Origin of the sequence: Amycolatopsis magusensis, assembly GCF_017875555.1 — a bacterium.
GTDB classification, from domain to species: Bacteria; Actinomycetota; Actinomycetes; order Mycobacteriales; family Pseudonocardiaceae; genus Amycolatopsis; species Amycolatopsis magusensis.
Window position 1 is genome coordinate 3,737,302 of record NZ_JAGGMS010000001.1, and the last position, 12,487, is coordinate 3,749,788.

The window sequence follows — 12,487 nt, forward strand, 5'->3', positions numbered from 1 at the left end:
TCAGGAGGACACATGTACGACGAGCAGGCGAACACCGAGGAGAACACGGCCGTCCGCAACACCAGCGGCGACCTGGGCACCGACCCCGTCACCCCGGCCGAGCCCGCCCGCCGCACCGCCGCCGGGGTCCGCGCGAGCATCCTCGCCGGGCTGACCCTCGGCGCGGTGGCCGCCGCCTCGATCGCGGCCGAGTTCACCACGGTCAGCGCGCCCGGCGGCGGGAATCTGTGAATTTCCCTCGGGTCGGTAGCGATCAGGTGACGGCCTGTCCGGCTCGGGCCGTAGCGTGGTTAGGGTCGCAGCATGCGGACCCGAGCCCCACGACTGATCGGCCGGGACGCGGAGTCCGCGGAAGTGGGGTCGGCCCTGGAGCGGACCCGCGCGGGACACGGCTGTTCGTTCTTCGTCGTCGGTGAACCCGGCATCGGCAAGACCAGGCTCGCGGCCGACGCGATCGGCAGCGCGCTCGACGCCGGGATGGTGGTGCTGCGTGGCCGGGGCAGCACCACCGGCCCCGCGGTGCCGTTCCGCCCGCTGACCGAGGCCCTGCTTTCCCTGGTCCGCACCGGTGATCCCGACCTGCCCGCCCGGCTCGGCCCGTACCGGCCGGTGCTGGGCAGGCTGGTCCCGGACTGGGCGGACGAGAGCTCGCGCGGCGGTGAATCGCTGGTGGTGCTCGCCGAGGGGGTGCTCCGCCTGACCGCGCTGGCCGGCGCGGCGGGCGGTTGCCTGCTGTTCATCGACGATCTCCAGGACGCCGACGTGGAAACGCTGGCGGTGCTGGAGTACCTCTGCGGCAACGTTTCCGGGCTGCCCACCATGGTGCTGGCCACCGTGCGGAGCGAGCCGGGCGACGCGCTCGACCTCGCCGAAACCGCCGCCCGCCGGGACGAGGCGCGGCTGCTGTCGTTGACCAGGCTCAGCGCGCAAGAGGTGCACGAACTGGTCCGCGGCTGCCTCGACGCCGAACCCGGCGAAGTGCCGGAGGAGGTGTCCCGCCTGCTCTTCGACGACAGCGCGGGCAACCCGCTGGTGGTCGAGGAACTGCTCCACGAACTGGTCGCGGGCGGCACGCTGGTGCACGACCGGGACGGCTGGCGGCTGGCCGGGCAGACCCGCGCGGTGCCCCAGACCCTGGTCAACAGCATCGGCAGGCGGGTGGACCGGCTCGGCCCGCAGGGCTCGCAGCTGCTGTCCGTGGCGGCCGTGCTGGGACAGCGGTTCCCGCTCTCGGTGGTGCAGCGCGTGACCGGGCTCGACGACCACGCCCTGCTCAGCCACCTGCGTGCGGCCGTGGCCGCTCAACTGCTCTCGCCGGATGACCGCGGCGCCGACTGGTACAGCTTCCAGCACCCGCTCGCGGTGGAGGGCCTGCTCACCCGGCTCACCCCGGTCGACCGCGCGAAGATCGCCGGTTCCCTGGCCGACGCCGTCGCCGAACTGCATCCCGACCTGCCGCGCGAGTGGTGCCACCTGGCGGCCGAGCTGCGGGCGCGGGCGGGTGAGGACCGCGTCGCGGGGCAGTTGTACCTGCGTGCCGGGCGCCGCGCGCTCGACGGTGGCGCGCCGGGCACGGCGATCGCCCTGCTCGAACGCGCCGAACCGGCCCTGACCGAGCACGGCACCGCGGCCGAACGCGGTGACCTGCTGGAGACGATGCTCTACGCACTGGCGGAGAGCGGGCAGTTCGACCGCGCGAGGGTGCTGGCCGAGACCCTGCGCACCACCACCGCGCTCGGCGACGATTCGCGCCGGATCGAGGTCTGCGTGCGCCTGGCGTGGGCCGCGCAGGTGGCCGGGCGCTGGGCAGACGGCGACGCCCAGGTGCGTGCCGCCCGTGCCCTGCTCGGCCCGGACGCCACCGAGGAGCAGACGGTTCAGGTGGACGCCGTCGACGCCTACCTGACCATGTTCGGCACCGAACCGGGCCGGGTGCACCGCGGGGAACGGCTGGCGCGCCGCGCGCTGGAAGGCGCCGAGCGGATCGGCCGCCCGGCCACCGCCTGCCAGGCCTGGTACGCCGTCGGGCTGGCGGTGCGGGAACGCGATCTGCGTGAGTCCGACGCCTGCTTCCAGAAGATGCTCGACCTGGCCGCCCAGCACGATCTGGCGACCTGGCGGAACTACGCGCTCACCGGCCTGGCCGGGAACGCCTGGCTCGCCGAAGGGGACACCACCGCGCTCGATCGCGCCCGTGCCGAAGCCCTGCGGACCGGCGGGATCAGCCTGGCCCTCAACGCGGACGCCATCCTCGGGCTGCACTCGGTGCTGTGCGGGGAGTTCCGCGTGGCCGCCGAGCGGCTGGACGCCTGCCTGGCCGAATCGGCCCGCATGCAGCTGACCGCGATCACCCGGTACGTGCTGATGGCCAAGGCGGCGCTGGCCGGGCAGCAGGGCGATCGCGCGGCGATGACGGCCGTGCTCACCGAGTTCGCCGGGCACGGCGGGGAGAACTCGCCGGAAATGCCGCTGGCACAGGGGCTGGCCAAGGTCTTCTGCGCGCTCTTGGAGGAGGACCGCCCGGCCGCCGAAGCGGAACTGGCCGCGATCGCCGCCGCCCAGGCCGAGCGGCAGAGCACCTTCTACCTGGCCGGACCCCACGGTCTGCAACTGCTGCTGGACGTGCTCGCCGGGCGCGCGGGGTGGGCGGACCACGAACGGGTCCGGGACAGCGCGGCCGGCCGCATGCGGTGGAACCGCCAGTTCGTGTTGCTGGCCGAGGCCGTGTTGCTGGGCCGGGACGGTCGTGCCGAGGAGGCCGTTCGAGTTCGCGCGGAAGCCTCGCGGACCGCGGAAACCTTCCGTAGTGCGCGGGTGCTGGGCCTGCGGTTGGTGGCCGAAGCCGCCATCGCGGACGGCTGGGGTGAGCCGGGGGTGTGGCTGCGCGAGGCCGAGGAGTACTTCCACCGTGCCGAACTCGCCGCGGTGGCCAGCGCCTGCCGCACCCTGTTGCGCCGCACCGGCGCCCCGGTGGCGCAGCGGCGCGCCGGTTCCGAACGCGTGCCCGACAGCCTCCGCGTGCTGGGGGTGACGCTGCGCGAGTTCGAGGTCTACCAGCTGCTCGTGCACCGCTTGGCCAACAAGGCGCTGGCCGAGCGGCTGCACATTTCCCCGCGCACGGTGGAAAAGCACGTGGCGAGCCTGCTGGTGAAGACCGCCAGCGCGGACCGGTCGGCACTGGCCGACCACGCGGTGCGGACCCTGCGCGGGCGCCACTAGGACCCCGCTCCCGGGACCAGGCCGGTGTGCTCGGCGAGGAACGCCAGCATGTCCACCGCCAGCCGGTCGGCGTCCGGGCCGCCGCCGACGTGGCCGCCGCCGTCCACCACGCGCAGCAACACCGGCCCACCGCCCGAATTGTCCATTGTGGACTGGAGGAGCGCGGCCATCTTCCGCGAGTGCACCGGGTCGACCCGGCTGTCCTCGGACCCGGCGGAGAACAACACGGCAGGGAACGGGCCACGCGCCGGATCCACGTTGTGGTACGGCGAATACGAGAGCAGGCTCGCCAGCGCCACCGGGTCGGCGGCCGAGCCGTACTCCTCGCGCCAGGCGCGGCCGAGCCCCCAGCGTTCGTAGCGCACCATGTCCAGCGGGGCGCCCGCGACGGCCAGTGCGGCGTACGCGGCGGGCCGCCGCACGGCGGCACTGGTCACCACCATGCCGCCGTTGCTGCCGCCCAGCAGCGCCAGCCCGCGGTGCTCGGTCCAGCCTTCGGCGACCAGCCAGTCGGCGGCGGCCTCCAGGTCCCGGATCGCGGTGAGCTTGTTGACCCCGGCGCCTTCGCGGTGCCAGCCGCGCCCGCGGTCACCGCCGCCGCGCACCGCCGCGATGGCCATCGCGCCACCGGCGAGCACCCAGGTCAGCCCGTCCGGCTGGAAGCTGGGGCGGAACGAGATGCCGAAGCCGCCGTAGCAGGTGAGCACGGTCGGCTTGGGGCGGTCGGCGTCCTCGCCCTGCGCGCTGTCCAGGATGGTCAGCGGGACTTCGGTGCCGTCGAAGGAGCGGTAGGTGGTGCGGTGCACGTGGATGCGCCGCCGCAGCCCGGCCGAGCCGGGGTCGGCCGGGTGCACCTGCCCGGTGCGGGTGTCGAACAACCACACCGAAAGCGCGGTGGCCCAGTCGGTGTAGCTCAGCGCCAGCACGTCCGGGTCTTCGGTGGGGTTGATGGCCGAGACGGTGCCGTGCCCGGGGAGCACGGCTTCCCGCACCAGCGCACCGGTTTCCGCGTCGTGCACGGTCACCCGGCTGTATCCGTCCACTGTGTACAGGGCGACCAGCCGTTCCGCGCCGGGTCCGCCGGCCAGGTCCACCGCGGTGAGCACGGCGGGCGGCTGCTCCGGCAGGAGTTCGCGCCACCGCTCCCAGCCGCCGCGCTCCGGGCCGGCGATGAGCAGGCGGCCGAACTCGGCGTCCTCGGTGGAGGTGGCCAGCAGGCGGCCCGCCGAGTCGATCAGCACCCCGGAAGCGGAGGAGCCGGCGAGCGGTACCGGCCGCAGTTCCGGACCGGCCGCCAGGTCGGCGCAGAGCAGCCGGGCACCGCGTGCGGTGCCGTGCCGCACCCCGACCACCAGCCAGCGGTCGTGCCACAACCGCAGGTGGTAGCGGGTCATCGGGTCGTCGTCACCGATCAGCCGCAGGTCCGTCGCCGGGTCACGGCCGACCTCGTGCCGGTACACGCCGGTGCCCCGGCCGCCGAGGTGGCGGCGCACGTAGAAGTACGCGCGCTCGTCCCCGGTCCACTCCACCGGGCTGTAGCGGGTGAGCGGGCTGCGTTCCACCGCCTGCCCGCTGTCGATGTCGACCACGGAAAGCGGGGTCGAGTTCTCCGAACCACCGGTGGTCACCTGGATGGCGAGCAGTCGTCCGCCGGGCGACGGGGTCCAGCGGCGGACCACGGCTCCGCTGTCCAGCTGTCCCGGAGTCACCGCCGGGCGCCATGGCGCGTCGGGTTCGTCGCTGACCTGGAGGCGCCAGCGGTCGGCGGCGTCGGCGCGGCCCACGCGGAACCGGCGGCCACCGCGGGTTTTCACCGGCGATTCGGTGGGGCCGGCGACCAGGCCGCGGAGCAGTCCGGCGAACTCGTCGCGGCCGGGCAGCCCGGCCAGCAGGTCCTCGGCGCGCTGCTGCTGGGCGGCGAGCCACGTGGTGGTCGACGGGTGGCCGGCGTCCTCGAGCGCGCGGAACGGGTCCGCGACGCGATGCCCGTGCAGTTCTTCGACCAGGTCTCCCGGTTTCACGGCCGGACCTCCTCGGGAGCGGGCCGCCGCGCGACCAGCACCAGCACCACCGCGGCGAACAGGTCGATGCCCACGCAGACCCAGATGCCGGACCGCACCCCCAGCGCGGTCCCGACCGAGCCGCCCAGCAGCGCGCCGAGCGTGGCTGCCAGCGTGGACACCGACCCGAGCAGGGTGGTGATGCGGGCGAAGTACTGGTCGCCGATCTCGTCGTTGATCACGCCGACCAGCGCGATGTTGACCGCGGCGCCGAACAGCAGCGGCAGCGCCGTGCTGAGCACCATGGCCAGCAGCACCAGCGGCGTGCCACCACCGGCGAGCGGCAGCACCGCCGTGGAAACGGCCGCGGCGGGCAGGCCCCACAGCAGCACGGTCCTCGGCGGCACCCCGCGGGCAAGCAGGCGCGGGGCGTACAACGCGCCCGCCGCCCCGACCGCGGTCGCGACCACGGCGGGCAGCGTGTAGAGCGCGACGGGCAGCCCGACGGTGTCGAGCAGGAACACCGCGCGCTGGGTGGTGATGCCGCTGGTGGCCAGGGCGCTCAGGAACAGGTACGCGGTGAAGGCGCTGAGCAGGGGGTGCCGCCGGATGACGCCGACGCCGTCGCGGAACTCGCGCAGGACGCCGGTGCGCCCGGTGTCCTCACGCGGCGCGCGGGTGTCGGGGGCCTTCAGCAGCATCAGGCAGCACGCGCTGATCAGGTAGGTGAAGACGTCGGCGAGGAACAGCAGGGCGGCGCCGAGGGCCGCGGCGATCGGCGCGCCGACGGTGTTCGCGACCGACCGGGAGAGCATCTCGCTCGACTGGAGCTTGCCCCTGGCGGTGCGGGGATCGTCGACGCCGAGCGCGTGCAGGTGGGAGAAGTACAGGCTCTCCACCACGATGCCCACCGAGTTCAGCACCACGGTGAGCCCGGCGAGCCAGGCGACGGTGAGCGCGTCCACGGCGGCGGCCAGCCCGCAGGCGGCGACCGCGGCGGCGGCGACCAGGTCGGCGGTGATGAGCGCGCGGCGCGGACGGCGGACCCGGTCGAGCAGCACCCCGCAGAGCGGGCCGAAGAGCAGGGCGGGCAGCGTGCCCGCGACGACGATCAGCGACATCTCCCGGGCACCGGCGCCCAGCCAGGCCACCGCGATCAGGGAGACCGCCGCGCTGGTCAGCGTGGTCCCGAAGACGGAGGCGACCTGTCCGACGAGGAACAGCCGCAGGTCGCGGCGGCCACCGTCACCGGCGTTCCGGGGGTTGTCGGGTGCGGTGGCGGGGCGGTCCGTGGTGACGGACATGGCTTCTCCTTCCGGGAGGAAGCGGGCGGCTCAGCCGAAGAAGGCGTCCTCGCAGTACGCCACGGACAGCACGCTGATCGGCGCGTCGGCACCGAGGTCCTCCTCGTCCGGCGCCAGGGCGGCCAGCGCGAGCGTTTCGGTCATGGGCTTGCCTTTCTGGGTTCGACGCGCCGTCCCGGCAGGCGCGGGGGCCTGCCGGGACGTGCGGCGTGCGGGCGGATCAGGCGGGGCTGAGCTCGTTGTCGTTGCCGCACTGGGAGAGGCTGTAGGTGCTGATCGGGGCGTCGGTCTCGACCTCTTCGGGCTCGGTCTGGAGCTGGAGGCGAAGTACGTGGTGCACGGGGCTTTCCTTCCTGTGAATCGGATGCCGGGGTTTGCGGAGGGGGCGGCCCGCCGGACGCGGCCCGCGGGCCCGCCCCACTCCGCCGGTCACCCTGGTCAGCCGACCGACGGCTCCAGCTGGCTGTTGCCGCACTGGGTCAGGCTGTAGGTGCTGATCGGGGCGTCCGCCTCGACCTCTTCGGGGGTTTCCTGGTTCTGCAGGCGCAGCACGGAGTTCATCGTGTTCCCTTTCTCAGTGGGGTTTTCGGGGAGGGGGAGGGTGATCAGGCGGGCGAGATCTCGACCTGGCCGCCACCGCAGTGGTGCTCGCTGATGGTGCTGATCGGGGCGTCGGCCTCGACCTCGTCCTGGTTGTCCTGGACCTGGAGGCGCAGCACGCTGTTCATGGTGTTTCCCTTCGGTTGGTGTTCTCGCACTTCCCACCGGCCGGGTGGCCGGGAGTCTCCGGTGCCGCTGTCGCGGCGGGGGCCGCCTCGTCCTCGGGGAGGAGGGCGTCCAGGGTGAAAAGCGGGTCGGGTTCCCGTTCGAGCACCTGGTGCAGGGCCAGCAGCACGCCGGCGGACCCGCTCCACAGCTCGGCGGACAACCGCTGCCCGTGTGAACCGGCCCAGCGCACCCCGGTGGCGTGCGGCACGGCGTACTTCACCAGCGCCCGCGCCGAGTCCAGGGCGCGGTCGGCGAGTTCCGGCCGGTCGAGCAGCCGCGCGGCACCGGACAGGGCCAGCCCCATCCCGGCCTGCCCCTGGAAAAGTCCACTTGAGACGGTGAACCGGATGCCGAGCGAGCGGAGGCAGCCTTCGAGTACGGTGGCCAGCTCGTCGTCGCGCACCACGGTCAGGTACCGCGACAGCACGTGGACGAACCCGGCGCTGCCGGCGAACAGGTAGGGCATGTTCCGGCGGTCCTTATCCGAGACCCGGAAGCCCAGTCCGTCGACCTCCAGCGGTTGCCGGTGGTCCAGCTCTTCGCGGAGCAGTTCGACGCCTCGCCGCATCGGTTGTGGGTCGCCGCTGAACCGCGAGAGGTAGTACAGGGCCAGCGCGACGCCGGGACGGCCGTGGACCAGTCCGGAGGCGTTGTCCTTGCCCAGCAGGGGAGTCAGGTCTTCGGGCAGCTCGTCGAGCAACCGCCCGGCGGTGGCCAGGTCGGCGTGATCGCCGACGGTGGCGAACCGGTGCAGGTGGGCCAGTGCCAGCCCGGCCGTGCCGCCGCCGAGGGTCGCCGACCGGCGGAGCAGGGGGTGCGCCGAAGCAGCCAGCAGCAGTTCGTCGGCTGCTTCGCGCTCACCGAGGTCGGCGAGCACCCAGGCGATCCCGGCGTTGCCGAACAGCAGGCCCGGCCCGAGTCGTTCGGCACCGGCCAGCGATTCGTCCCGCAGCGAGCGCACCCAGCGGGGATCGGGCACGCGCCCAGCCACCCGCAGGGCGTGCAGCACACCCGCGGTGCCGTAGGCCACGCACCGCGTATTGCTCAGGTAGCCGTCGGGAACGGTCGGGAAGAGAGTGTCCTTTCCCTGTCCCGCCATGGCTTCCAGGGCGTCCGCGGTGGCGTCGCGCAGGTCCCTCAGGTGGGGTTCGGGCCGCTGCGACACCTCCTCGGGCGTGGGCAGCGCCCCGGTCGGCGGCGGCTGGAACCGCAGGACCGTCTCGCGCAGCTCGTCCGGCACGGGGCCGTGCTCGGCGAGTTCGGCGAACAGGTGGTGCAGGGAGTCGGGGGAGCGGTCGGCGATCTGGTGCAACGGGAAGACCAGCATCTGCGCGACCGCGCTCAGGCCGTAGTCGTCGTAGTACTCGGCCGCGAGGCTGCCCTGGCGGTCCGGGTCGGCTGCCTCGGGCGGGAAGTACCCCGGCGTGGCCGGCGCGTTGATCGGCCGGTTGGCCGGCTGGGCGGACTCGAAGTCGATGAGCCGCACGCGGTCGTCCTCGTCGATCAGCACGTTGCGCGGGTTGATGTCCACGAACACGTAACCGTTGCGGTGCAGCCGATCCAGCACGCCGGAGAGTCCGTTGAGGACGTTCAGGCAGCGGCGGTAGTAGGCGGCGTAGCGTTCCGGCGGCTGCCCGGTCTGGATCACCGGCGTGTTCGCGACGGTCCACTTGGTCAGGGTCGTGCCGGGCACGAGCTCGGTCACCAGGTAGCTGTGTTCCCAGTGCGTGAAGAACTCGACCGGTTCCGGGCAGCTGCCCGGCGCCACCTCGTGCAGTGTGCGCAGCGTCAGGTACTCGGCTTCGAGGCGTCGCCGGGCGTCGGTCCCGTTCCACACGTAACCGTTGTGCGCCCTGGCTTCCTTGATGAAGACCTGGCGTCCGCCCGCGGTACGGGCGCGGTAGGCGCCACCGGCGTTGCTGTGCTGGAGCACCGCCTCGAAGGTGTAGCCGTGGAAGCTGACCTCGCCGTCGTCCAGCTCGTCGAGCGCGGTGGTGAACGGATCGGTGACACCCTCGGGCAGGTGGAACTCCGGGCGCCGCTCGTCGGGCACCAGCCGTCCGTCGACCCCGCGCACCATCGGCGTGCTGGTGCCGTCGTGCTCCAGCCGGGGCTGGGCGGAGAAGGCGCCGTAGCGGTAGGAAACGCAGTGCGACTCGCCGAAGCGGCGGTCGGTGAGCACGTAGGGCCCGTCGATCCCGGCGAGCGCGGCGTCCAGTGCGGCCAGCACCTCGTGGGCGAGCTCGGGGGTGGGCGGGTAGAGGGCGCAGAACTTGCCGCTCTGCGCACGGGAGGCGTGCTTGCCGTGCAGCCAGAGGAAGAACTTGTGCCCGCTCAGGTGCTTGAACGGCACCCCGAGCCGGGTGCACACCCCGGCGACCACGTCCAGCACCTTGGCCGAGTTGGCCAGCGAGGCCGAGACGTGCACCTTCCAGCCGTGCTCCGGCAGAGCCAGGCCCTCGGGCGACCAGAAGGTCCAGACGTCGAACTCCGCCGACCGCCAGCCGGCCGGTGCCGAGGCGATCCGGTACCGGGGACCCGGGTCCGCCGCCGCGAGCGGGGTGAAGAAGTCCTTGTCCGCCAGGGTGAACGCTGCGTCCCGCATCTGCTTCGCCTCCTCGTTTCCGCCGCCGGTTCCGGTGACAGGAGAAGCATCTCCGGCGAGCGGGCGCGACGACAGGCGTCCGGCGGTCAGCAACCGGACGAGGCCGGTGGCAGGAAGCTGACGCGCGGGGGTTTCCGGTGCTCGTCCGCCGGGTAGTAGCTCGGTGCAGGACGACGATGGAGGCGTGATGAGCGACAAGGCCGAGAACAAGACCGACGAACTCAAGGGCAAGGCGAAGGAAGCCGTCGGTGACGCCACGGGCAACGAGCAGTGGCAGGCCGAGGGCAAGGCCGAGCAGGGCAAGGCCAACGTGAAGCAGGCCGGCGAGAAGCTCAAGGACGCCGTCAAGGGCGTCACCGACTAGTCGCTTCCCCGGGTGGGCGGGTTGCCGCCCACCCGGCTTCGTCAGTCCACATAGGAGATCCCAGGAGAGACGGCGCTTCGGGCGTGGGTGAAACCACGGAAGCGGGCGGTCACCGCCGATTAGGTTGGGCCGTATCCGGCTTTCTCCTGGGAGGGATCACATGCGCAAGCGCATGCGCGCGGGTGCGGTCGTCGTCGCGCTGGGGGTGCTGGGGGCGGTACCGGCCGCCGCGGATCCGGCGCCAGGGGCGCCCGGGGTCGGGGACCCGATCTACCCGCGGGCGGGCAACGGCGGTTACGACGTCCAGCACTACGACATCGACCTGCGTTACCAGCCCGCCACCGACGAACTGACCGGGCAGACCACGCTGCACGCGGTGGCCACGCAGGACCTTTCGCAGTTCAACCTCGACTTCGCGCTGAAGGTCACCTCGGTGCGGGTCGGCGGGGAACCGGCGAGCTTCCGGGTGGACGCCGCCGACAAGACCGAGCTGATCGTGACGCCGGGTGCACCGGTGGCCCAAGGCCGTCCACTGACCGTGACCGTCGACTACGCCGACATCCCCTCACAGGTGCAGGTGGACGGCGTCCAGGTCTGGCACCGCACCGAGACCGGCGGGGTGTCAATCGGGCAGCCCCGCAGTTCCGAGACCTGGTTCCCGGCCAACGACCACCCGTCGGACAAGGCCACCTACCGCGTCTCGGCGACCGTGCCCGCCGGGACGACCGCGCTGTCCAACGGCGTGCTGACCAGCCCCTCCCAGCCGGTGCCCGGCTGGAGCCGGTGGGAGTGGCGGGCGGACGAGCCGATGGTCAGCTACCTGCCGTTCATCGCGCTCGGCAAGTACGAGCTCAACGAAGGTGTCGTCGGCAACAAGCCGTACTACACCGCCTACGACGAGTCGCTGCGCGAGGTGCTGCCGACGGCCAAGGAGGCGATCGAGCGCACCCCGGAGATCACCGATTTCCTGTCTTCGAAGTTCGGCCCGTACCCGTTCGGCTCGCTCGGCGGGGTGGCCACCACCGGCTGGAACTCGGCCATCGAAAACCAGACCCGGCCGGTGTACGGCACCCTGTTCGAGGTCGGCAAGGACGGCACCTGGGTGGTCGCGCACGAACTGGCGCACCAGTGGTACGGCGACTCGGTCGCGCTCGCCGACTGGTCCAACATGTGGCTCAACGAAGGCTTCGCCACCTACGGCGAGTGGCTGTGGTCGGAACACCGTGGCAGCGGCACCGCCGCCGAACTGGCCGACGCCTTCTACGCGAAGTACCCGGCGGAGGACGCGTTCTGGCAGCTCAAACTGTGGCCGGGCACGCGGCTGTTCGCGAGCGCGGTCTACGAACGCGGCGCGATGACGCTGCAGGCCCTGCGCACCGAGGTCGGCGACGACACGTTCTTCCGGATCCTGGAGGGCTACCACTCGAAGTACCGCGGTGGGCACGCCACCACGCCGGACTTCATCCAGTTCGCCGAGGACCTGGCCGGCCGCCAGCTGGACGCACTGTTCCAGACGTGGCTCGCCGACCCGGTCAAGCCCGCCACCGGCCCGAACGGCACCCCGGTCACGACGGTGAAGCACCTCCCGGTGATGGACGAGATGATCCACGGGCACCACTCCGCGCACCCGCACTGAGCCTCGCGTCGACAGCGCGAACCCAGCGCACCTTCTGCACCCCGCGACTGATCGTGTAGAGCCAGATCAGCCCCGCGCACGCGACCGCGGCCAGCAGCAGAACACGGGAGCCGCCGGAAACCGACGGCGCTTGCTGCACGACGAACGCGAGGCACAGCAGCGGCGGCGGCAGCAGGAACGCTCCGGAAGCCACCAGGATGCCCATCCGCGAATCGCGTGAAGGCAGCGCCGGGAACCCGGACGCGGTGAACCCGGTGCGGAGGAAGGACTCCCAGCCGAGAACCGCCTCGCCCACCCGGGCGGTGACCCGCGGGCGGAGCACGGTTTCCAGGTACGCCGCGATGCGGAACAGGGCCATCACGTGATCGCTGTAGCGGAGCCACAGCACGCAGGAGAGCACCGAAAGCACCAGCAGCGCCGAGCCGAGCTTGGCCGCCGCCGTCACCCCGACCCCCATCCCGGCGATGTTGAGCGCGAAGATGGCACTGGCGTTGGTCTGGTGAAAGATCAACTCCGCGCGGAGGCTGTCGTACTCCGCCTTGTCGAACTCGCCGGCCTCGTCCACCCTGGTCGCCCTCCCGCCGCCTGCCC

10 protein-coding genes are annotated in these 12,487 nt (G+C 72.5%); 4 read left to right on the forward strand and 6 right to left on the reverse strand.

Annotated features, from left to right (window positions below):
* Positions 1 to 12: 12 nt before the first annotated feature.
* Together JOM49_RS16580 and JOM49_RS16585 are read left to right on the forward strand one after the other, a co-directional pair.
* On the forward strand, positions 13 to 231 hold the full coding sequence (locus JOM49_RS16580) for a hypothetical protein (RefSeq protein ID WP_209665173.1): 219 nt from the start codon (positions 13 to 15) through the stop codon (positions 229 to 231).
* Between the two features lie 72 nt (positions 232 to 303).
* Complete coding sequence (locus JOM49_RS16585; protein WP_209665174.1) at positions 304 to 3,219, forward strand: helix-turn-helix transcriptional regulator; 2,916 nt, start codon at positions 304 to 306, stop codon at positions 3,217 to 3,219.
* Here JOM49_RS16585 and JOM49_RS16590 read toward each other — a convergent pair.
* The 5 genes from JOM49_RS16590 to lanKC all read right to left on the reverse strand — a co-directional run bounded on the left by JOM49_RS16590 (position 3,216) and on the right by lanKC (position 9,896).
* Complete coding sequence (locus JOM49_RS16590; RefSeq protein WP_209665175.1) at positions 3,216 to 5,240, reverse strand: prolyl oligopeptidase family serine peptidase; 2,025 nt, start codon at positions 5,238 to 5,240, stop codon at positions 3,216 to 3,218. The genes JOM49_RS16585 and JOM49_RS16590 overlap by 4 nt on opposite strands.
* Positions 5,237 to 6,523 (reverse strand): MFS transporter, encoded by a 1,287-nt coding sequence (locus JOM49_RS16595; protein ID WP_209665176.1) that lies wholly within the window; start codon positions 6,521 to 6,523, stop codon positions 5,237 to 5,239. The genes JOM49_RS16590 and JOM49_RS16595 overlap by 4 nt, the downstream gene beginning before the upstream one ends.
* Positions 6,524 to 6,961: 438 nt before the next feature.
* Positions 6,962 to 7,084, reverse strand: a complete 123-nt coding sequence (locus JOM49_RS43715) for a SapB/AmfS family lanthipeptide (RefSeq protein WP_281068318.1) — start codon at positions 7,082 to 7,084, stop codon at positions 6,962 to 6,964.
* 44 nt (positions 7,085 to 7,128) lie between these two features.
* Positions 7,129 to 7,251: a hypothetical protein gene (locus tag JOM49_RS43720; RefSeq protein ID WP_281068319.1), complete on the reverse strand. Its 123-nt coding sequence runs from the start codon at positions 7,249 to 7,251 to the stop codon at positions 7,129 to 7,131.
* Positions 7,248 to 9,896: a class III lanthionine synthetase LanKC gene (gene lanKC / locus JOM49_RS16600; RefSeq protein WP_209665177.1), complete on the reverse strand. Its 2,649-nt coding sequence runs from the start codon at positions 9,894 to 9,896 to the stop codon at positions 7,248 to 7,250. The genes JOM49_RS43720 and lanKC overlap by 4 nt, the downstream gene beginning before the upstream one ends.
* 187 nt (positions 9,897 to 10,083) lie before the next feature.
* Here lanKC and JOM49_RS16605 point away from each other — a divergent pair, with 187 nt between their 5' ends.
* Both JOM49_RS16605 and JOM49_RS16610 read left to right on the forward strand, forming a co-directional pair.
* On the forward strand, positions 10,084 to 10,260 hold the full coding sequence (locus JOM49_RS16605) for a CsbD family protein (protein WP_209665178.1): 177 nt from the start codon (positions 10,084 to 10,086) through the stop codon (positions 10,258 to 10,260).
* Positions 10,261 to 10,420: 160 nt separating this feature from the next.
* Complete coding sequence (locus JOM49_RS16610) at positions 10,421 to 11,896, forward strand: M1 family metallopeptidase (protein WP_209665179.1); 1,476 nt, start codon at positions 10,421 to 10,423, stop codon at positions 11,894 to 11,896.
* Here the strand turns inward: JOM49_RS16610 and JOM49_RS16615 are convergent.
* The gene (locus JOM49_RS16615; RefSeq protein ID WP_209665180.1) at positions 11,826 to 12,461 is read right to left on the reverse strand and encodes a hypothetical protein; all 636 of its coding nucleotides are present in this window, start codon (positions 12,459 to 12,461) and stop codon (positions 11,826 to 11,828) included. The genes JOM49_RS16610 and JOM49_RS16615 overlap by 71 nt on opposite strands.
* Positions 12,462 to 12,487 lie beyond the last annotated feature (26 nt).